The following is an 18,617-nucleotide window of genomic DNA, read 5'->3' as shown; positions in this document are numbered from 1 at the left end:
GTGATCAAAAACGCGGTTCTTGTGATGGAGGACAGCAAATATCAGATTTTCGAGATTTGCGAGTCGGCACGCAAGGAAATGTTTTCCCTCGGCCAGGAATTGAACGAGGTGCTCGCGGAGGCTGCGGCCATTATTGATAAGGTCGACCAGCTGGAGCTCGAGTATCGCAGGGCAAGGATGCGGTTAACCGAGGTCAGCCGGGATTTTGTGCGATACAAGGAAGAGGATATCAAAACTGCCTACGAGAAGGCGACGCAGCTTCAGCTCGAGCTCATGGTGTTCCGAGAGAAGGAAACCTACCTCAAGGCGCGCCGGGATGAGCTGCAGCAGCGGGTGCGCGGCGTGGAGAAGTCCATTGAGCGCGCAGAATCGATTGCTTCGCAGATTAACGTAGTGCTGGAGTACTTGTCCGGCGACTTGAATCAAGTGACGCGCATTCTGGAGTCCGCCAAGAACAGACAACAGATCGGGCTGAAGATTATTTTGGCCCAGGAAGAAGAGCGCAAAAGGATCGCCCGGGAGATTCACGATGGTCCTGCACAATCGCTTGCGAACCTAGTTCTTAGGACGGAAATTGCAGAAAGAATGCTCGTGAAGCAGGAATTTCAAATCGTGCACGAAGAATTAATAGATTTGAAGAGTCAGGTTCGTTCCGGGATTGAAGAAATTCGTAAGATTATTTTCAACTTGCGTCCGATGGCATTGGATGACCTGGGACTTGTTCCTACTCTGCGTAAATATATTCAAGACTATGAAGAGAAAAGTAGAATTCGCACGATGTTTGACACGATCGGCAAAGAGATTCGACTGCCTTCGGCTATGGAAGCCGGCATCTATCGTATGGTGCAGGAAGCTTTCAGCAATGCGTTCAAACATGCGAACCCGTCTTATGTCTCCCTCGAAATCACCTTTCAAGCACAAATGGTGAAAATTGTCGTCAAAGACAATGGCGTCGGCTTTCACGCGGATTTGATTGAATCAAGGGCCAAGAACAGCGTCCATTTCGGGCTGATCGGCATGCGTGAGCGGGTTGAGCTGCTTGAAGGGAGGATGGAGATCGAATCAGCGATCGATCAAGGCACGAAAATCACGATTCATATCCCCATCAACGCGGAAACGAGAAAGGAGTAATTGACGATGGAATTGAAAGCAACGAACGGCAAGCGCAAGATCAAAGTATTGATCGCTGATGATCATCAGTTGTTCCGCGAAGGACTTAAGCGGATTCTCAATATGGAAGATGACTTGGAAGTGATCGGCGAATGCAACGACGGCATACAGGTGCTGGAGTTCTGCAACGAGACGAGGCCGGAAGTCGTCCTGATGGATATCAACATGCCGATTGAGAACGGGGTAGTTGCAACCGAGCGGCTACGCGATATTTTTCCAGAGGTCAAGGTTATTATTCTTTCGATTCACGACGATGAGAGTTACGTATTTGAAACGCTGCGCAAAGGTGCAAGCGGCTATCTGCTCAAGGATATGGAAGCGGAGGCGCTGGCGAACGCGATTCGTTCCGTCGTGAACGGCTATGCGTACATCCACCCCAAAGTAACGGGCAAGCTGATCAACCAGCTTCGCCGCATGACGTACCTGGATGAGATCGGCGCGACTTCAGGAGCTGCAGCCGCACGCGAAACCGGCGTCAAATTCATTGCAAGCGAGAACAACCCGCTCACTCGCCGCGAAGCCGAAGTACTTCGTTTGATGGCAGAAGGCAAGAGCAATAAGATGATCGGGGAATTCCTATTTATAAGCGAAAAAACGGTTAAAAACCACGTAAGCAGCATTTTGCAGAAGATGGAGGTCGATGACCGGACACAAGCGGTTATCAACGCGATCAAATTCGGCTGGGTTACGCTGTAACGAGACATACATATCGAAGAGAGAAGCCTTCGCGCCTGCGGGGGCTTCTTTTCGGTTCAGGCCGGCATGCGCGGAACGCGATTGCCGATGGCCGAGGGAAAAAATAAACGGCCGGTGCAGGGGTAAGCGGGAGCGCGTTCGTCTATTGAGGTAGAGGGGAGGGAGAACGATTCCGGACGAGGACATTATTGCGCAAATCCGGCAAGGCAACCGCGAAGCTTATCGCGAGCTAGCGGTACGTTATCAGGATGAGCTGTATCGGCTGATTTGGAGCGTGCTGCGAGATACAAGGGACGCGGAGGATGCGCTGCAGGAGACGCTTGTGCGGATCTATCTCTCTCTGCCCGGTTACCGGAATGAAGGCTTCAAAACATGGGCATCCCGCATTGCCGTCAATCTGGCGATCGATGTGAAGAGACGCCGCATACGTAAGGATACGCTGCTGCAGCGGGCCGGGCATGAAGCACTGGCTGCGGCAGATGAAGGGAATTCGGGAGCGCCGATTCGCCGCCAGGAGGCTGCGGGATTGGAAGACGCAGCCGGCACGGGCGCGGGCCAGGGAGCGGCGGCCATCGGCTTTGCACCTCCCGCGGAGCAGGAGGCGCTGGCACGTGAAAGGCAAAGCCGCGTGCGCCAGTTAGTCGCATCGCTTCCGGACAGCTATCGGAAGGTCGTGCGCGCGTACTATTTGGAAGACCGTTCTCAGAAAGAGATTGCGGAGCGGGAGCAGCTGCAGGTACGCAGCGTCGAGTCGAAGCTTTACCGTGCGAAGCAGTGGATGCGCAGGCATTGGAAGGAGGAGGATCTGGAATGAAGCATCGAACTGCCGAAGAATGGCTTGCCTATATCGCGGACGAGCTGCGGGAAGAGGAACGGGTTGAAGCGGAGAAGCATTTGAAAAGCTGCGACGCCTGCCTCGCGTTATATATGGACGTGCTGACTGTAGATGCGCCGCGGGTGGAGCGCTTGCACGTGGATCGCGCGGCCGCGATTACGGATCAAGTGATGGATACCGTTCGATCGCATGCGCTCAATTGGCGCGTAACGACGTCGCCGCCAAATCCGCCTCCTCCTTCAGGCGAAGCCGTCAATCGAAGAGCGCCGGCAAAACGCAGCAAGCGAAAAGAGACGATGATCCATTATCTCATTGCCGTCTTCGTCATGCTGCTGCTCATGTCGACAGGGGTGTTCCAGCGTCTGGCGACCCATCCGCATGAACTCGAAGCGCAGCTTGGAAGCAAGACGGAGTCGGTATCGACCTCCATTATGACGCGCACGACTGCAGTCATTCAAGCTTTCGTTGCGAAGTCGGATAAATCTACTAACGCAGGCAAGGAGTGATCGTACGTGGTAAAAAATCCGGTATTGACCTTGTTCCTCGGCTTCTTCCCGGGCATCGGCCATATAGCCGTGGGGCGCAAAGGCCGCGGCATCCTATATCTCATCCTCTGTGTAATGAGCTTGTTTATGGCACTGGCAGTAGGAATGTCGAGCAGGGAGGAAGATTTTCTGTTCGCGGGAATGTTCTTCTCCTTCGTGATCTGGGCGATTAATATGCTCGATCTCATCATTTATCTCGTACGCAGCGGCGGCAGCACGCAGGCGAGTCAATCGTTCGGGCCGCAGCTCCAGCAGCCGATGTCGATGGGCGATGAGCGGTTCTATCAAACCGGCATCCGGCAGCCGGTACGCGACGATGCGAGCGAGCGGTTCTTTACGATTCTGTTGTCCTTTATTCCCGGGCTCGGCCATCTTCAGCTGGGACTGATGCAGCGCGGCATGAGCCTCATGATCGGGTTCTTCGGTCTGCTCGCGATGATTGTATTCGTTGCCGTTCTTGCGGATCAGCCGGGCTTTCTCACGTTCCTGCTGGCGCTGCCGATCATTTGGCTCTACGCGATGTTCGATGCGATTCGCCTCGTCGGGCTGAAGCAAAGCGGAGAAGCGCTGCAGGATCGGTCCATTCTGGACGATTGGGATGAGCATCGGCACGGCGGGGGCAAGCGCAGCCGCTGGATGGCGACGGTGCTGTCGATTTTGCCGGGAGCGGGACATATGTATCTGGGATTGCCGAACAGGGGGCTGCAGCTGATGGCGGGCTTCCTCCTGTCGATCTATCTGCTGGACGTGCTGCAATTATCGTTGTTTCTGTTCATGGTGCCTCTGCTGTGGTGTTTTGCCTTCTTCGACTCGCTGCAGCAGCAGTCGCGTTACAACAATGGGGAAATGCTCAGGGATGTGCCGATCGTCGATTGGCTGCTGCACCGGCAGAAGTGGCTCGGCATCGGGCTTATGGGGCTTGGCCTTTACTACATCGCTGACCGTGTAGTGCTTGAATATCTACAGCGGATCATGGGAGATTGGCTGCCTTACATTAACCTTCGGTATTATTTCAAGACCGGGCTGACGGCGCTGCTGCTGATCGGAGCAGGCATCAAGCTGCTGGCCGGGCCTGGTGCGAAGAGCGGGGCGGATGGAACGGGGCAGCAACGTGCTGATTTGTAAATCGTAGCAGGCAGGCTGATTCGTGATGCGCTCACGATCGGCCTTTTTTGTTATGTGGGTGCTGCTTGCTTTAAAAATTGACCCGTGCGGAACGCGGACAATGAGCTGTTTCTCTGTTTGTCCGTCACCTCTGGGCGCTGCTCGGCATATGATGTCACAAAAAAGGAGGTGGCTGCCTTGATTCCGGTATTAGCGGGGATTTTGGGCTGTTACGCCTTGGCTGTCATCGTCATCCATGTTTATTCCGCCCTGCGGCGGGGACGTGTGCGAAGCGCGAAGCATTATGTGCTGATTGCAGGCAACGAGGGGCATCAGATGGAGTGGTATATGCGTTCCCTTCGACGCTTCTCGCATCTCACGGGCACGGAGGTGAAGGTGACCGTGGTGGACAGCGGGTCGGAGGACGAGACGATCCATATTGTCAGGTGCTTTGCTAAGCAAAACATGGATGTGCATTATCATTCAACTGCGGGACATAGCGATAAGCATTCGGCTGGTGATGATCAGATGAACGAAGGGGCGCCAGCAACGAGCGCAGAGCCGGTTAGTTCGAATTCAAATGATGCGGGTCAAGCAAAATGGCAACGTTTTCGCGGGAAATGGGGCAGCAGGCAGGATGACACCGCAATGGGGCAGCAAGCTGCAGAACCAGGGGAACAGCAGCCGGGCCGCTCGATGAAAAGGCTGATGCAAGGTAAGAAAGGCATGTCGGGTCCGGCCGGCAAATCGCTTGAACCGACGCATTTGCTCTGGATGCTGCAGGCGGAAGGCGTTGTTTCGGTGAAGGAGCATGCGGTGCTGATTGATTTGCGGGATCCGGCGGATTTGTCGAAGCTGCCCTTCTGATGGAATTGAGCACGGGGAATGAAGTGCGTGCGTCACAGACCCGAGGAAGATGGATTGCGCAGCGGATGGAGGGCGATGTATAATTTATACAACTGCATATGATAGCGAGTGAAGCACACCCGAATGACCGCCGGAAGGCGGTTATGGGTGTGCTTTTTTGGTTTTTCGGGTGAATGGGAGCGATGCGGGGGAAAGCAGATCCAAGTAAAGCCCGTCGCAGCGAATGATTCGAATGACGAAGGGAGAAAGCATTGCCATGAAGGTTGTCGTGTATGCAGCGGGGACGAAGGAAGGTTCAAAGGCGTTCTGGACGATGGTCCCCGAGGTCGATTATGCCTACTGGCTGGATCGGCATTATCGTGAAGCAGTCGGTGCAGCGGTAGGTGCTACGGCAGCTGAGCTGGGGCTGACGATCGTCACTTGGTCGGAGCCGATTCCGCTTGGACATGCCTTGCAGATCGTAGAACGTTGGCCAGAAGGCGGACGTGCCAAGGAATTGGATGGGAACGAAGGCGAGGGGAGGGGCAAAGAAAAAGCCGGAGTAAGGAGCTCAAGTCTAGAAGAAGGCGAGGGACGGCGCGATAACGGAGAGAGAGATGGACACGGTAATAACGGAGGAAGCGAGAAGGAAAAAGCGGAGGCCGAGCTTGTGAAGAAGCTTGGCGGCGTGCTTCAGCGCCTGGTCAGCGAGGCTTGGGCGGGCGACGCCCGCATGGGGCTGCCCGTTTCTCGGCAGCAGGATGCACATGCGAAGCATGTGCCAGGCGCGGCCGTGCCCGGCGCGAATGCCGCGGGCGCGCGGGCGCTGGCGGCGCGTGCTGGCCGCGTCGCTGCGCTGCTGCAGGGACGAGCGCTGCTTAGCAGCGAAGCGCTCGCCCTGCTCGAGGCCGCGGGCGCGGCCGGGCCGGCCGGCGAAGCGGCGGCATCTTGGAGCGCGTGGGCACCCGCGCTTCAGCTGGCCGCGCTGCTCGGCCGGCTGCGCCTGGGCGGCGCGGTCGCCCCGCAGCCGCAGCCCCGGCTGCTGCGGTGGCTGCAAGCGCTGCTGGGCGCGAGGCCGCGCCCGCGGCTCCGCTGCCAGCGCTGCGGCAGCGGCATGGCGCGCATGCGCCGCACGCCATGCGCCGCGTGCGGCCGCGCATGCGCGTACTGCGAGGCATGCCTCGCGATGGGCCGCAGCCGGGAATGCGGCCTGCTCATTCTCGGCACGCCGAGCCCCGCCGCGGTGAGCGGCGCGAGCTGTGCCGGCGGCGCCGGCCAACCCGCGGCGCCAGGCTCTTATTCTCTCACGCGCAGCGCGGAACAGGGCTCTCAACCGCCCGCCCTCCCAAGCCTGGCGGCCTGGAACCTTAGCCCCGCCCAAACGGCGGCAGCCTCCGCGGCGCTGGCCTATATGGCCGCGCCTGCGGACCGAGGGAACGACAGCCGCCGTTTCCTGCTCTGGGCGGTCACCGGAGCGGGCAAAACGGAAATGATTTTCCCGCTCGTCGCGGCATGTCTATCCGGCGGCGGGCGAGCGCTCATCGCAACGCCTAGACGGGATGTTGTGCTCGAGCTGGATCCGCGCATTCGCAAAGCATTTCCTGATGCTGCCGTCGTCACCCTTTACGGTGGAAGTCCGCAGCGCTGGGATCAAGGTGACATTACGCTTGCGACGACACATCAGCTTTTTCGATTCCGAGAAGGCTTCGAGCTTGTCATTATTGATGTGATCGACGCTTTTCCTTATCATGGGGACCCCATGCTGCAATTCGCGGCAAGCCATGCGTGCAAGCCGCAGGGCGTCAACATGCTGCTGTCCGCAACGCCTCCAGCCGAGCTGCGCTCGCAGGCCCGATCCGGCCGCCTGCCGCATGTCCGCGTACCGGTACGGTTTCACAGACATCCGCTCCCCGTGCCGGTACAGCTTCGAATTCCGCCTGTAAGGAAACTGCTGGCGCAGTGCGGCTTGCCCCGCGGCTTATCGGCAGCGCTCCGGAGGTCGATCGCCCGCGGCGCGCAGCTCTTCGTGTTCGTGCAGCAGATCCGCGAGGTAGAGCCGCTCGCAGCACGGCTGCGGCAGCTTTTTCCCGCCCTACCCATCGGGGGAACATCATCGCAAGACCCGGATCGGACGGCCAAAGTACAGCAGTTTCGTGATCGAACCATCCGGCTCCTCGTGACGACGACCATTCTGGAGCGGGGCGTTACGGTGCCGAGGAGCGATGTGTTCATCCTAGATGCAGACGGCAGGCTGTTCGACGATGCTTCGTTAATTCAAATGGCGGGACGCGCCGGCAGGTCCAGCGAGGACCCGGCAGGCAGCGTATACTTCTGCGCCGCTGTCCGGACGCGCGCCCAGCAATCCGCAATCGCTCAAATTCGCGGCATGAACCGGATTGCGAGACGGCAAGGTTATTTGCTTCCGAAGAAAGGGGGGGAATCCGATTGTCCATCCGTATCTATTGGCGTTCGATCTGCCAGGGGTTGCCCGCTCTCACTTCGCTTCTCTCGCCAAGCTCAGGAGCCTGCCTCATCTGCGGAAGCAGCTGCGGCAAGGGGCAGGAGGGGCTCTTCTCAGCCTTGTGCCGCGCGTGTTATCGGGGCATTCCGTGGATTGCTTATATTCGCTGCCCAGTCTGCGGGCGACCGGAGCACTGTCCTGACTGCATCCGACGCCCGCAAGCGGACCGCATCGTCAATCGTTCGGCCGTGCGATACGATGCCAAGATTCGCGAATGGCTGGCGCTGTATAAGTACCGGGGTCATGAGGCTCTGGCGCCGGTGCTCGGTCAGATGCTGTATGCGGCCTATCGCGCTTTGGCTGCTGAAGCGGCGATTCAGAGCCGGAGTCCTTTTCAGCCGGATGCGATTATTCCGGTGCCGGTGAGCGAAGATCGTCTGCTTGAACGCGGCTTTAACCAAGCCGAGCGGCTCGGCGCTTATCTGGCTCAGGCAGCGCTTATTCCGCTTCATGATGTGCTTCGCCGCACGCGTCACAGCAGCAAGCAGAGCTCGAAGACGAGAGGGGCGCGTCTGCGCGACACGCTACATTTATTCCAGGCAGATGCCGAATCGCTCCGTGACATGCTGGCGACGATCAAGAAGAGCAAGTCCGCCTCTGTGCAATCGCATGTCGTAAGGCTGCTGCTGATCGACGATATTTACACGACAGGAAGCACGGTCCATGCCTGCGCGCGAACGCTTTTCGAATCTATCAATCTTGAAAATCCTGCTTTACACGTTGAAATCTACAGCCTAACGCTGGCCCGATCCTAGTGCATGCGCTGGAAATTGCCCGCACAAACCGGTTAAGCGATTTCACCGGGCTTCCTACGGTTATGCTCTTGCTGCTCGTTCCCCTCAAAAAATTATGGTGAATTTTGTCCATTTATGAGTTAATATGGAGTCACATATCGGCTAGATTGGCTGCCTGGAAGGGAGCATGGAATAATGGAACTCGATAACTGTCCGCGCTGCGGCAAACTTTACGCCAAAAACTTCCGCGATGTTTGTCCCGCATGCATTAAAGCCATCGACAACGAGTATACAATATGCGCAGATTACCTTAGGAAAAATAAAGGTGCTCATATCAACGAGCTCGCAGACGCAACGGGAGTAACGATTAAGCAAATTACTAAATTTATTAAAGAAGGCCGGATTTCGCTGGTCGGCGCTCCAAATCTCATGTATCCGTGCGAGATGTGCGGCACGTTGATTCGGGAGAATACGAAGTGCGACAGCTGCAGAGCTAAGCTGCTCCATGAGGTGAACACGCCGAAGACCATCGCGCAGCAAGAGAAGGAAACGAAAGAGTCGGAGAAGCTGTCATCATCAGCAGCATCTGCGTATCGAATCATGGACCGCAATAACCGCAAATAATACACATGACAAGCACCCGGCAAAGCGGACTTTTGACGTCCAAATGCCGGGTGTTCTATATTCGCGTACTTATCTATAAATAATTGAGTGGAAATGCCGATAATAGGTGTAACAGCGAATCGGTTTTTTGAAATTGTTTGGAGGGATTAAAGTGAAAATCAATCATACGCAGCGGATCAACGCGGTTAATCCGTATCAGAAGCAAAGCGATCAGCAAGCGGGCGCGCTCGGCCGCAAGAAGAAGACGGACGAGGTACAGATTTCCGCGGAAGCGCAAGAAATGCTGTCTTACAGCCGCGTGAGTGACCCGAATAGAACGAAGCTGATCGATGAACTTAAGCAATCCGTGAGCTCGGGCTCGTACCATGTGGAATCCGGCAAGATCGCCGAGAAGCTGCTGCCCTTTTTGAAAAATCATAAACAAGAATAGGTGAGCAGCCATGATCGTGGAGACGATAATCGCAACGCTGGAAGAGCAAGCGGACATCTATGTGCAGCTGCTTGCGCTGGCCAGAGAGAAAACGCCCTATCTTGTTGGCAATAAGGTGGATCAGTTAAATGCCACGATGCAGAAGGAACGGAAGCTTCTGAAGCGGGCGGAGGAGCTGGAGCAGCAGCGGATGAGACTGTCGGGACAATATTTTTCGAGTCTTGGCATGCTTCGTTACAAGGGCGGCAAAATTACGGAAATGATTCGGACGGTCACGTCGCCTCAAGAGAAATTACGACTTACGGAGCTTCACGCGGTGCTTCGGGATTCGCTTGAAGAGCTCCAGAAGGTCAATCAGCTGAATCAGCAGTTAATTGAGCAATCGCTGAAGTTCATCGACTACTCGATCGATTTAATGGTTGAGGATCCTAGCAATGACGTCACTTATCAGCACCCGCAAAGCGCTGGCTACCAATCGTCCAGAAGCAGCGCATTCGATACAAGAGGTTAGGAGGCAATTCAATGACATCGACATTCCATTCGATTGAGACGGCAAAACGAAGTCTGTTTGCACAGCAAACCTCCATTAATACGGTAGGTCACAATATATCAAATGCAAACACGGAGGGGTATTCGCGCCAGCGTGTCACGATGACGGCGGCCAGGCCGATGGAGGCCTTCGGCATAAACCGTTCTACTTCGGCCGGGCAGCTGGGTACGGGCGTCGAAGCAACCGCCATCAATCGCGTTCGGACTTCGTTCTTGGATGACCAGTTCCGCAACCAAAGCAAATATCTCGGCGCTTGGTCCGTCCAATCCGATACGCTGAACAAACTGGAATCCATCGTAAACGAACCCTCGGATTCCGGTATTCGAACCGTTATGGACAAGTTCTACCAGGCTTGGTCGGATCTCAGTAAGGATCCCGAGAACGTAACCGGCCGCAAAATCGTCCGCGAAACCGCGCTTGCGTTGACAGACTCTTTCAATCAGACCAGCAAGCAAATGCAGGATTTAAGCGCCGATTTGACGAGCAGCATCGACGTGAAGGCAACGGAAGCCAATACGTATATCAACACGATTTCTTCGTTGAATACGCAAATCCGGCGCATCGAATCGCTCGGAGACGATGCCAACGATCTTCGAGACCAGCGTGACCTCCTTACGGACAAGCTCTCCCAGATCGTCAACATTAACGTGACGCAGGCGCCGGAAGGCTATAACATTTCCATGGGCGGCACGAACCTGGTAGCCGGCGATACAGTTACTCCGCTTACACCGGCGGCGCTGGAGGCGGCTTTTCAGACCGGCGATCTCAACAGCGGCGAAGTGTTTGGCATGATTACATCGCGGGATGTCTATGTCGCAGATTATGTTAAACAGCTGGATACGCTGGCGAATACGCTGGCTACGGGAAATATCCAGGTGACCGTTCCTGCGGGCTCCGTCCTTCCCGGGACGACGACGCCGCTTGCGACGGCAACGACGATGACCGTCCAAGGGATTAACGGACTTCATAAACTTGGTTATACCATGGGCAATCCAGCCACAGGCGCAGATGACTTCTTTACATTTAAGGCTGGGGCGACGGGTTTTACAGCCGCGAGCATGCAGTTAAATGCCAACATAACAAGTGACACGAACAATATCGCCACTTCCATGCGCACCACTACTACGGGTGGAACAAGTACAGTTGTCGTAGGTAATAACAGTCTGGCCTTGCTGATGTCCGGGCTGAACGAAGTGAAATTCACCTTTGACCAGAGTGCAACCGGGAATGGAATCTCCGAGGCAACAATCAACAACTTTTACAGCTCCATGGTAGGCGCATTGGGCGTACAATCCCAAGAAGCCTTGCGACAATATCAGAATTCCACTGCACAGACCGAGCAGGTCGACAGCAATCGTCAGGCCGTCAGCGGCGTTTCTCTCGACGAGGAAATGTCGGACTTGGTGAAATATCAGCACGCGTACGGCGCAGCTGCCCGTTTCATGACCACCTTCGATCAATTGCTTGAAAAACTGATTAACGGAACCGGCGTTGTCGGCCGCTAAGAATAGGAGCTAACTCAGATGTCCTTGCGCGTAACACCGGGAATGATGCACATGCAGCTGTCACGCAACTTAAATCGCAACCTGGCTCAGATGGACAGCCTGCAGAATCAACTTACAACCGGCCGCAAAATCAACAAGCCTTCCGATGATCCTGTCGGTATCACGTATTCGCTCCGTTACCGGACGGAGCTCGCCTCGAATGAACAGTTTCAGAAAAATGCCGATGCCGCGCATTCGTGGCTGGATTTCAATGATACAGTGCTCGGGCAAGCGGGCGATGTTATGAAGCGTATTAAAGAATTGACCGTAAACGGTTCAAATGGAACAAACCCTCAGGATGCGCTGGACAGTATCAATAGTGAGCTTACGCAGCTGAAGAGCCAATTGATCGACATTGCAAACAGCAAACTAAACGGTAAATATGTATTCAACGGCCAGCAATTCGATAAATTGCCTTATGATGTGAATGCGCCTGGCTTTGATGCGAAACAAGTCGTTACGGATGCAGGCGATGTATCTTATGCAGTCGGTGTCGGAGTTACGCTGCCTGTTAACATATCGGGCAATGAGGTTTTCGGTACCGGCAATCCGGTAGAGGCGGATAATGTATTCTCGGTCCTTGACAATATTATCAGCAATTTTGCAGTGGGCAACCAAGCCGGAGCCGCTGCGCAGCTAGGAAATCTCGCAAGCAGGGATGCTAAAATCACCAATGCCCGGTCAGAGGTCGGTGCAAAGGTGAATCGGATCGAGCTGATGCAGAACCGCTTGGATGATCTGGGCATCAATTTGACGGATATGCAGTCGAAGACCGAAGATGCGGACTATGATAAGCTTCTCATTGATTCGAAGATTAACGAGAATATCTATCAGGCCTCGTTGTCGGTAGGAGCTAAAGTCATTTCTCCGTCCTTGGTTGATTTTCTACATTAGCAGGTGAATGCGGATGAAACTTCCCTATATTCAAGCTGAATCCCAGCGTGCCCAGATTGGGATAGAGTCCCAGACGGGTAGTTATAATATTCAATCAAGACCTGCGGATGTTGAGGTACAGACAACGCCAACCAAAATCAGTGCACCGACGCCAATGCCTGAATTGAATTTAAATCAGGATCGGATGTGGGAAGCGTTTAATGGGGGCAAACCGGAGGCTTTTCGGCAGCGGATCTACTCTCAAATGCCAGAGATTGCGCTGCAAGGCATCGCCCATATTGTCGAGAAGGGCAATCGTATGGGCGATTTGCGTAATAAGCAAAATCCGATTCCAGACATTGCGCTGGAGGATATGATCGCGGGAGGTCCGAAGCTTGAAGTGTTTGGACCGGCATCGTTTCATAATGTGGACATCGAGTTTACAATTAATAAGCCAGATGTTCAAATCGATGTAGGGAAAGTGGATATTCAGGTGCAGACCCATAAGCCTGAAATTAACTACCAGCGCGGCGGAGTGAAGATTTATATGCAGCAATATCCGTCCATTTCATTTCATGTTGCTGAGCTGGACTTACGCGTATAGTTCAAGCGGAACCAGGTATGCTATAGGGAAGCCGAAATCGGTTTCATTCTATAGCATTTTTCTTTATGATGGAGCTATGATGAGGAGTGTGAACCTATTTCTATGGAACTGCAGACAAGCCGGTTCGGCAAGCTGACCATTGCTGAAACAAAAATATACCATTTTGCTCAAGGGCTTCCCGGTTTTGAAGAACAGAAATCCTTTGTGATTATCGCACCGGAGAACGACCGTCCGTTTGCATTTTTACAATCGACGCAGGATGAGAAGCTGAGCTTTATTATTTCGGATCCGTTTCTCTTCTATCCAGACTATGATTTCGAGCTCCCTGAGTCAGCTGTTGCTGAACTGCAGATAACCGGAACCGAGCAGGTCCTAGTCCGGTCGATTATAAGTGTGAGTAAAGGGCTGGAGACAGCTACGATTAATCTTGTCGCTCCGGTAGTTATCAATCAAGATAACTGCGAAGGCAAGCAAGTTGTTCTTGGCAGGTCAACCTACATGGCCAGGCATCCGCTGTTTACTAAGGAGAAGCGATAAGGGAGGATTTTCTGATGCTTGTACTTGCACGTAAGAAAGGTGAAGCCGTCGTTATTCAAGACAATATTGAGATCACGGTACTTGAAGTGAACGGCGATACAATAAAGCTTGGTTTTAAGGCGCCTCGTGAGGTAGAGATTTTACGCAAGGAAATTTGCGTACAAGTCAAACAAAGCAACTTGGAAGCGGTCACGCAAATATCGAACATACAAATCTTGAAGGATCAGCTGCAAAAAATGCAGAAAAACGATGAAATACTATAAACAAGATACATCGCTGCACCGATATAGTAATTAGAGCCGGATAAGGGCGATCGACTTTATCACGGCATACCACACGGATGTGGGAATCCAACAACCATTCAGGGAGGAAATTTCAAATGCGTATTAACCACAATCTTCAAGCAGTAAACACGCACCGCAACATGTCCCTTAACAGCACGGCAGCGAGCAAAAGCATGGAGAAGCTGTCTTCCGGTCTTCGTATCAACCGTGCGGCTGATGATGCTGCAGGCTTGGCAGTATCCGAGAAAATGCGCGGCCAAATCCGCGGTCTTGAGCAAGCACAACGCAACGTACAAGACGGGATTTCCTACGTACAAACAGCAGAGGGCGCTATGAACGAAGTTAGCTCCATGCTGACGCGTATGAAAGAACTGAACGTTCAAAAATTGAACGGCACGTACTCGACTACCGACAAATCGAACATTAACTTGGAGCTTGATCAACTCGGTTCCCAAATCGACTCGATCTTCACGAACACGAAGTTCAACGGTATCAGCATTACCGCTGGCGCAACCATCCAAGCTGATGATGCATCCTCGACGATTACGATTGCCGGTATTGATACCACTGGTATCACGGCTCTTGATAATACTTCGACATTGACTGATATTGAGACTGCAATCAAAAATACGTCCACGCAGCGCGCAACGCTTGGTGCGAAGCAAAACCGTCTGGAGTACACGTCCAACAACTTGGGTACGACTGTCGAGAACTTGACGGCTTCCGAATCCCGTATCCGCGATACGGATATGGCGAAGGAAATGGTCGACCTTACGAAGAACAACATCCTGCTGCAAGCTTCGCAAGCGATGCTCGCACAAGCGAACTCCGCACCGCAAGGCGTTCTTTCCCTGCTTCGTTAATCGCAGCATGAGCTTAAACAGAGATCTTAGTTTAACTAAGGTCTCTGTTTTTTTTACGTAAACGGCTTTCGTTGTGAATAGGTAGAGAATACTGCAAAAAATGCAGAAAAACGACGAAACGCTATAAACAAGACACGTCGATGCACCGATATAGTAACTACGGCCGGATAAGGACGATCGACTTTATCACGGTATACCACACGGATGTGGGAATCCAACAACCATTCAGGGAGGAAATTTCAAATGCGTATTAACCACAATCTGCAAGCAGTAAACACGCACCGTAACATGACGCTTAACAGCTCAGCAGCTAGCAAAAGCATGGAGAAGCTGTCTTCCGGTCTTCGTATCAACCGTGCGGCTGACGATGCTGCAGGCTTGGCAGTATCCGAGAAAATGCGCGGTCAAATCCGCGGTCTCGAGCAAGCGCAACGCAACGTGCAAGACGGTATTTCCTACGTACAAACAGCAGAGGGCGCTATGAACGAAGTTAGCTCCATGCTGACGCGTATGAAGGAACTGAACGTTCAAAAATTGAACGGCACGTACTCGACTACCGACAAATCGAACATTGACTTGGAACTTGATCAACTCGGTTCCCAAATCGATTCGATCTTCACGAACACGAAGTTCAATGGTATCAGCATTACATCCGGCGCAACGATCCAAGCTGACGATGCTTCCTCGACAATTACGATTTCGGGTATTGATACTACGGGTATCACGGGTCTTTCAAGCGGCTCGGCTTTGTCTGCCGTTGAAGATGCGATCAAACAAACTTCCACGCAGCGCGCAACGCTCGGTGCGAAGCAAAACCGTTTGGAGTACACGTCCAACAACTTGGGTACGACTGTCGAGAACTTGACGGCTTCCGAATCCCGTATCCGCGATACGGATATGGCGAAGGAAATGGTCGACCTTACGAAGAACAACATCCTGCTGCAAGCTTCGCAAGCGATGCTCGCACAAGCGAACTCCGCACCGCAAGGCGTTCTTTCCCTGCTTCGTTAATCGCAGCATGAGCTTAAACAGAGATCTTAGTTTAACTAAGGTCTCTGTTTTTTTATATGAACATTAATAATTACAAGGTAGATCGTCGATATAAGAAGTAATAAACAATAGAGCGGAGTGAGCGTGTGAGTATTAAATCGGTTAGCGGCAGCGGTAATTCGCCGGTGGACATTCCAATATCTACTGGAGGCCAATCAAGTTCGCAAAGCAGCAATGCAGTTGCGCAAGATGCTGCTGCAGTGAAATCAGTCCAAACGGGTAAAGAGCTGCGGACTGCAGAATTGGAAGGCATGGATGTGTCGCTCGGAGACGCGCAGCTCATTAAGGCAATCGATAGAGCGGTAAAGGCTATAGAAGGTCCAGACACAACATGCGAAATTAAGATGCATGAGGCAACAAAGACGATTACCATTAAAGTGATGAATAAAGAAACAGGCGAGCTGATTCGAGAAATCCCGCCTGAGAAAACATTGGATTTGGTCGCTAAGATGATGGAGTTCGCAGGAATACTCATAGATAGGAAAGTATAAAGGAGGGCTTTATTGTGAGGATTACAGGTTTAGGTTCGGGCATGGACATCGATTCCATCGTTAAACAGTTGGTTACTGCAAAGAAAGGTCCTCTGGATCGACTAAATCAGCAAAAAACGACATTGGAATGGCAGCGGGAGCAATACCGTGATGTAACGTCTAAATTGGTCGATTTTCGCAACAATAAATTGTTTACATACGGCCTGCAGAGCGGAATAGCGGCTAAACAAGTCAATATCAGCGGTAATATGACGGCAGTCAGCGCCAAAGCGGGTTCGGGTGCAGCAGCAGGTGCGATTAACATTGAAGTGACGAATCTCGCAACCGCAGCGAAAGTAACGAGCACAGCCGATATTGCTGGCGGCATCGATAAAAGTAAAACGCTGAGCGAACTTCAGACTGCAGGGAAAATCGCGTATACGGCAGTTGGAGGTAAAGTTTCGTTTAATCTGCAGAATGGCAGCAAACCGCCTGTGACCGTCACGGTTAACGAGACGGATAAATTATCAGATGTCGTCGCGGCGATTAACAACAGCCCGGCGAAGGTGAATGCTTTCATCGATAGCGTAACCGGCCGGATGTCAATCTCTTCGAAGGAAACGGGTGCAGGAAGTATTGCATTGACCGACACATCGGGTTTGCTTGCAAACTTTAGCTTACCCGCTATTTCTTCGGCTGCAGATCAGGGGAAGGACGCAAGTCTCGTCATTAACGGCATTGCAACAACACGGAGCAGCAATGTGTTCACCGAAAACGGAGTCGAAATTACGCTTAATGCTCCAAGTGCGGGAACGCCGACTACGTTAAATATCGTTACCAATACGGATACGGTCATGGACACGATCAAGTCGTTTATCAAAGATTTTAACGACGTTCTCGATACAGTGACAAGCAAGGTAAACGAAGCGCGTTACAGAAAGTATGCTCCGCTGACGGCAGAGCAAAAGGAAGGGATGAAAGACAGCGAAATCACCCTTTGGGAGGATAAAGCAAAGAGCGGTCTCCTGAATGGAGATGCTACGCTTACGAAACTGATGGGCGATATTAGACTCTCCTCCATTTCGCCGATCACAATCGATGGAAAACCACTCGTTTTAGGCGAGATGGGAATCGATTCGTCAGCATGGGAGAACCGCGGTAAGCTTGTTATCAAAGACGAATCGAAGCTTAGAGCAGCGATCGAGGCGGACCCGGATCAAGTGATGAAGTTCTTCACGCAGCAAACCAAGGAATCGGATCCGATCAAGAAAGTATCGGCAACCAATCCGGACAATGGGCTGTTCAACAGATTGTCCAACGTCATCATGTCTTCTCTTGACGAATTAGCTAGTCGAGTGGGTACATCAAAGTACAGTGCGGATAAGAACAGTTCGTTCTTGCTGGACAGTACATTTGGTGATAGATTGCGTTCTCTCGATGATCGAATCAACGAGGAAAGTGATCACTTAAATAGACTCGAAACCAGCTATTACCAAAAGTTCACTGCTATGGAAACGGCAATGAATCGATATAATTCACAAGGCAGCAGTCTATTTGGAGCATCGCAATAAAGGAGCGAATGGTATGGTACCTAACCCATATGAGAAATATCAACAACAATCCGTCCAGACAGCTTCTCCTGCGCAGCTTATTATTATGCTTTACGATGGGGCTATCCGCTTTATAAAGCAAGGCATCGAAGCGATCGACCATCGCAATATTGAAAAGGCCAATACCAATTTGATTAAAGCACAGAACATCGTTCATGAATTAATCGCTTCGTTAAACTTCCAATACCCAATCTCCTCTGAATTGGCGCAAATTTATGAATATATGCTTCACCAGCTTATCAGTGCAAATATGAAAAAAGACAAGGAACCGGCAGTAGAAGTGCTTTCGCATTTGATTGATTTGAAGGCCTCATGGACGCAAGCACCCAAACCGGCACCGGCAGCGAGTATTCATGGATAATTTGCTGCAGCAAGTGCTGGTAGAGACGAAGTATTTGAGCGAGACAGGCCAATCAGAGGACTATGAGCGTTTTGAGCAGCTTGTCGAGTTAAGACAACTACTTACTGATCGAATTGCTGGAGAAGTGGAATTGTCTGTGGAACATAAGAAGCTGGTTCAAGCCATATTACAGTATGATGCTTCCATTATGGGACACATGGATCGATTAAAGAATGAAGCAGCATCGGCGCTTGTTCGCCTGCAAGCTTTCAAGAAGCAGAAAAACGCATATAAGCATAACGATCATATGGATGCCTTCATGATGGATAAACGGAACTGATAGGATAAATCGGCTTCCGTGAATAGGCACCTAAATAGTAACGGTAA

Annotated in this window: 22 protein-coding genes; all 22 read left to right on the top strand. The window is 52.5% G+C overall.

Annotation, left to right across the window (positions count from 1 at the left end):
- Window positions 1-24 precede the first annotated feature (24 nt).
- The 22 genes from KXU80_RS17005 (at window position 25) to KXU80_RS16900 (ending at window position 18,570) form a co-directional block, all read left to right on the top strand.
- Window positions 25-1,131 (top strand): sensor histidine kinase, encoded by a 1,107-nt coding sequence (locus tag KXU80_RS17005; protein WP_374987794.1) that lies wholly within the window; start codon window positions 25-27, stop codon window positions 1,129-1,131.
- Between the two features lie 6 nt (window positions 1,132-1,137).
- Window positions 1,138-1,866 (top strand): response regulator, encoded by a 729-nt coding sequence (locus tag KXU80_RS17000; protein ID WP_219834411.1) that lies wholly within the window; start codon window positions 1,138-1,140, stop codon window positions 1,864-1,866.
- 169 nt (window positions 1,867-2,035) lie between these two features.
- Window positions 2,036-2,680 carry an RNA polymerase sigma factor gene (locus KXU80_RS16995; RefSeq protein WP_219839085.1) on the top strand — a complete coding sequence of 215 codons (645 nt, stop codon included), beginning with the start codon at window positions 2,036-2,038 and terminating at the stop codon, window positions 2,678-2,680.
- Window positions 2,677-3,207, top strand: a complete 531-nt coding sequence (locus KXU80_RS16990) for an anti-sigma factor family protein (RefSeq protein ID WP_219834410.1) — start codon at window positions 2,677-2,679, stop codon at window positions 3,205-3,207. The genes KXU80_RS16995 and KXU80_RS16990 overlap by 4 nt, the downstream gene beginning before the upstream one ends.
- A 6-nt stretch (window positions 3,208-3,213) precedes the next feature.
- Complete coding sequence (locus tag KXU80_RS16985; RefSeq protein WP_219834409.1) at window positions 3,214-4,371, top strand: hypothetical protein; 1,158 nt, start codon at window positions 3,214-3,216, stop codon at window positions 4,369-4,371.
- 177 nt (window positions 4,372-4,548) lie between these two features.
- Window positions 4,549-5,217 (top strand): glycosyltransferase family 2 protein, encoded by a 669-nt coding sequence (locus KXU80_RS16980; RefSeq protein WP_219834408.1) that lies wholly within the window; start codon window positions 4,549-4,551, stop codon window positions 5,215-5,217.
- A 256-nt stretch (window positions 5,218-5,473) separates the two neighbouring features.
- Window positions 5,474-8,083, top strand: coding sequence for an ATP-dependent helicase ComFA (locus tag KXU80_RS16975; protein ID WP_219834407.1), 2,610 nt, complete (start codon window positions 5,474-5,476; stop codon window positions 8,081-8,083).
- The gene (locus KXU80_RS16970; RefSeq protein ID WP_219834406.1) at window positions 8,074-8,472 is read left to right on the top strand and encodes a ComF family protein; all 399 of its coding nucleotides are present in this window, start codon (window positions 8,074-8,076) and stop codon (window positions 8,470-8,472) included. The genes KXU80_RS16975 and KXU80_RS16970 overlap by 10 nt, the downstream gene beginning before the upstream one ends.
- A 174-nt stretch (window positions 8,473-8,646) precedes the next feature.
- Entirely contained in the window at window positions 8,647-9,075 is a 429-nt protein-coding gene (locus KXU80_RS16965) for a flagellar protein (RefSeq protein WP_219834405.1), read from the top strand.
- Between the two features lie 151 nt (window positions 9,076-9,226).
- Window positions 9,227-9,505 carry a flagellar biosynthesis anti-sigma factor FlgM gene (gene flgM / locus KXU80_RS16960; protein WP_219834404.1) on the top strand — a complete coding sequence of 93 codons (279 nt, stop codon included), beginning with the start codon at window positions 9,227-9,229 and terminating at the stop codon, window positions 9,503-9,505.
- A 10-nt stretch (window positions 9,506-9,515) separates the two neighbouring features.
- Window positions 9,516-10,016: a flagellar protein FlgN gene (locus tag KXU80_RS16955; RefSeq protein WP_219834403.1), complete on the top strand. Its 501-nt coding sequence runs from the start codon at window positions 9,516-9,518 to the stop codon at window positions 10,014-10,016.
- An 11-nt stretch (window positions 10,017-10,027) separates the two neighbouring features.
- Entirely contained in the window at window positions 10,028-11,560 is a 1,533-nt protein-coding gene (gene flgK / locus KXU80_RS16950; RefSeq protein WP_219834402.1) for a flagellar hook-associated protein FlgK, read from the top strand.
- A gap of 18 nt (window positions 11,561-11,578) precedes the next feature.
- Window positions 11,579-12,493, top strand: a complete 915-nt coding sequence (gene flgL / locus KXU80_RS16945) for a flagellar hook-associated protein FlgL (protein ID WP_219834401.1) — start codon at window positions 11,579-11,581, stop codon at window positions 12,491-12,493.
- 13 nt (window positions 12,494-12,506) lie between these two features.
- Window positions 12,507-13,076 carry a DUF6470 family protein gene (locus KXU80_RS16940; protein WP_219834400.1) on the top strand — a complete coding sequence of 190 codons (570 nt, stop codon included), beginning with the start codon at window positions 12,507-12,509 and terminating at the stop codon, window positions 13,074-13,076.
- A gap of 102 nt (window positions 13,077-13,178) precedes the next feature.
- On the top strand, window positions 13,179-13,613 hold the full coding sequence (gene fliW, locus KXU80_RS16935) for a flagellar assembly protein FliW (RefSeq protein ID WP_219834399.1): 435 nt from the start codon (window positions 13,179-13,181) through the stop codon (window positions 13,611-13,613).
- A gap of 14 nt (window positions 13,614-13,627) precedes the next feature.
- Window positions 13,628-13,876 (top strand): carbon storage regulator CsrA, encoded by a 249-nt coding sequence (csrA, locus tag KXU80_RS16930; protein WP_219834398.1) that lies wholly within the window; start codon window positions 13,628-13,630, stop codon window positions 13,874-13,876.
- A gap of 116 nt (window positions 13,877-13,992) precedes the next feature.
- Complete coding sequence (locus KXU80_RS16925) at window positions 13,993-14,760, top strand: flagellin N-terminal helical domain-containing protein (RefSeq protein WP_219834397.1); 768 nt, start codon at window positions 13,993-13,995, stop codon at window positions 14,758-14,760.
- 243 nt (window positions 14,761-15,003) lie between these two features.
- Window positions 15,004-15,771: a flagellin N-terminal helical domain-containing protein gene (locus KXU80_RS16920; protein ID WP_219834396.1), complete on the top strand. Its 768-nt coding sequence runs from the start codon at window positions 15,004-15,006 to the stop codon at window positions 15,769-15,771.
- A 125-nt stretch (window positions 15,772-15,896) separates the two neighbouring features.
- Window positions 15,897-16,301, top strand: coding sequence for a flagellar protein FlaG (locus KXU80_RS16915; RefSeq protein ID WP_258171041.1), 405 nt, complete (start codon window positions 15,897-15,899; stop codon window positions 16,299-16,301).
- A gap of 14 nt (window positions 16,302-16,315) precedes the next feature.
- On the top strand, window positions 16,316-17,851 hold the full coding sequence (gene fliD, locus KXU80_RS16910; protein WP_219834395.1) for a flagellar filament capping protein FliD: 1,536 nt from the start codon (window positions 16,316-16,318) through the stop codon (window positions 17,849-17,851).
- Between the two features lie 13 nt (window positions 17,852-17,864).
- Window positions 17,865-18,251 carry a flagellar export chaperone FliS gene (gene fliS, locus KXU80_RS16905; protein WP_219834394.1) on the top strand — a complete coding sequence of 129 codons (387 nt, stop codon included), beginning with the start codon at window positions 17,865-17,867 and terminating at the stop codon, window positions 18,249-18,251.
- Window positions 18,244-18,570, top strand: coding sequence for a flagellar protein FliT (locus KXU80_RS16900; protein ID WP_219834393.1), 327 nt, complete (start codon window positions 18,244-18,246; stop codon window positions 18,568-18,570). The genes fliS and KXU80_RS16900 overlap by 8 nt, the downstream gene beginning before the upstream one ends.
- Window positions 18,571-18,617: the final 47 nt, after the last annotated feature.

Source organism: Paenibacillus sp. R14(2021) (assembly GCF_019431355.1).
In the GTDB taxonomy this organism is placed as follows: Bacteria; Bacillota; Bacilli; order Paenibacillales; family Paenibacillaceae; genus Paenibacillus_Z.
The sequence above is the reverse complement of the archived record's forward strand: the minus strand, read 5'-3'. Positions and strand labels throughout refer to the sequence as shown.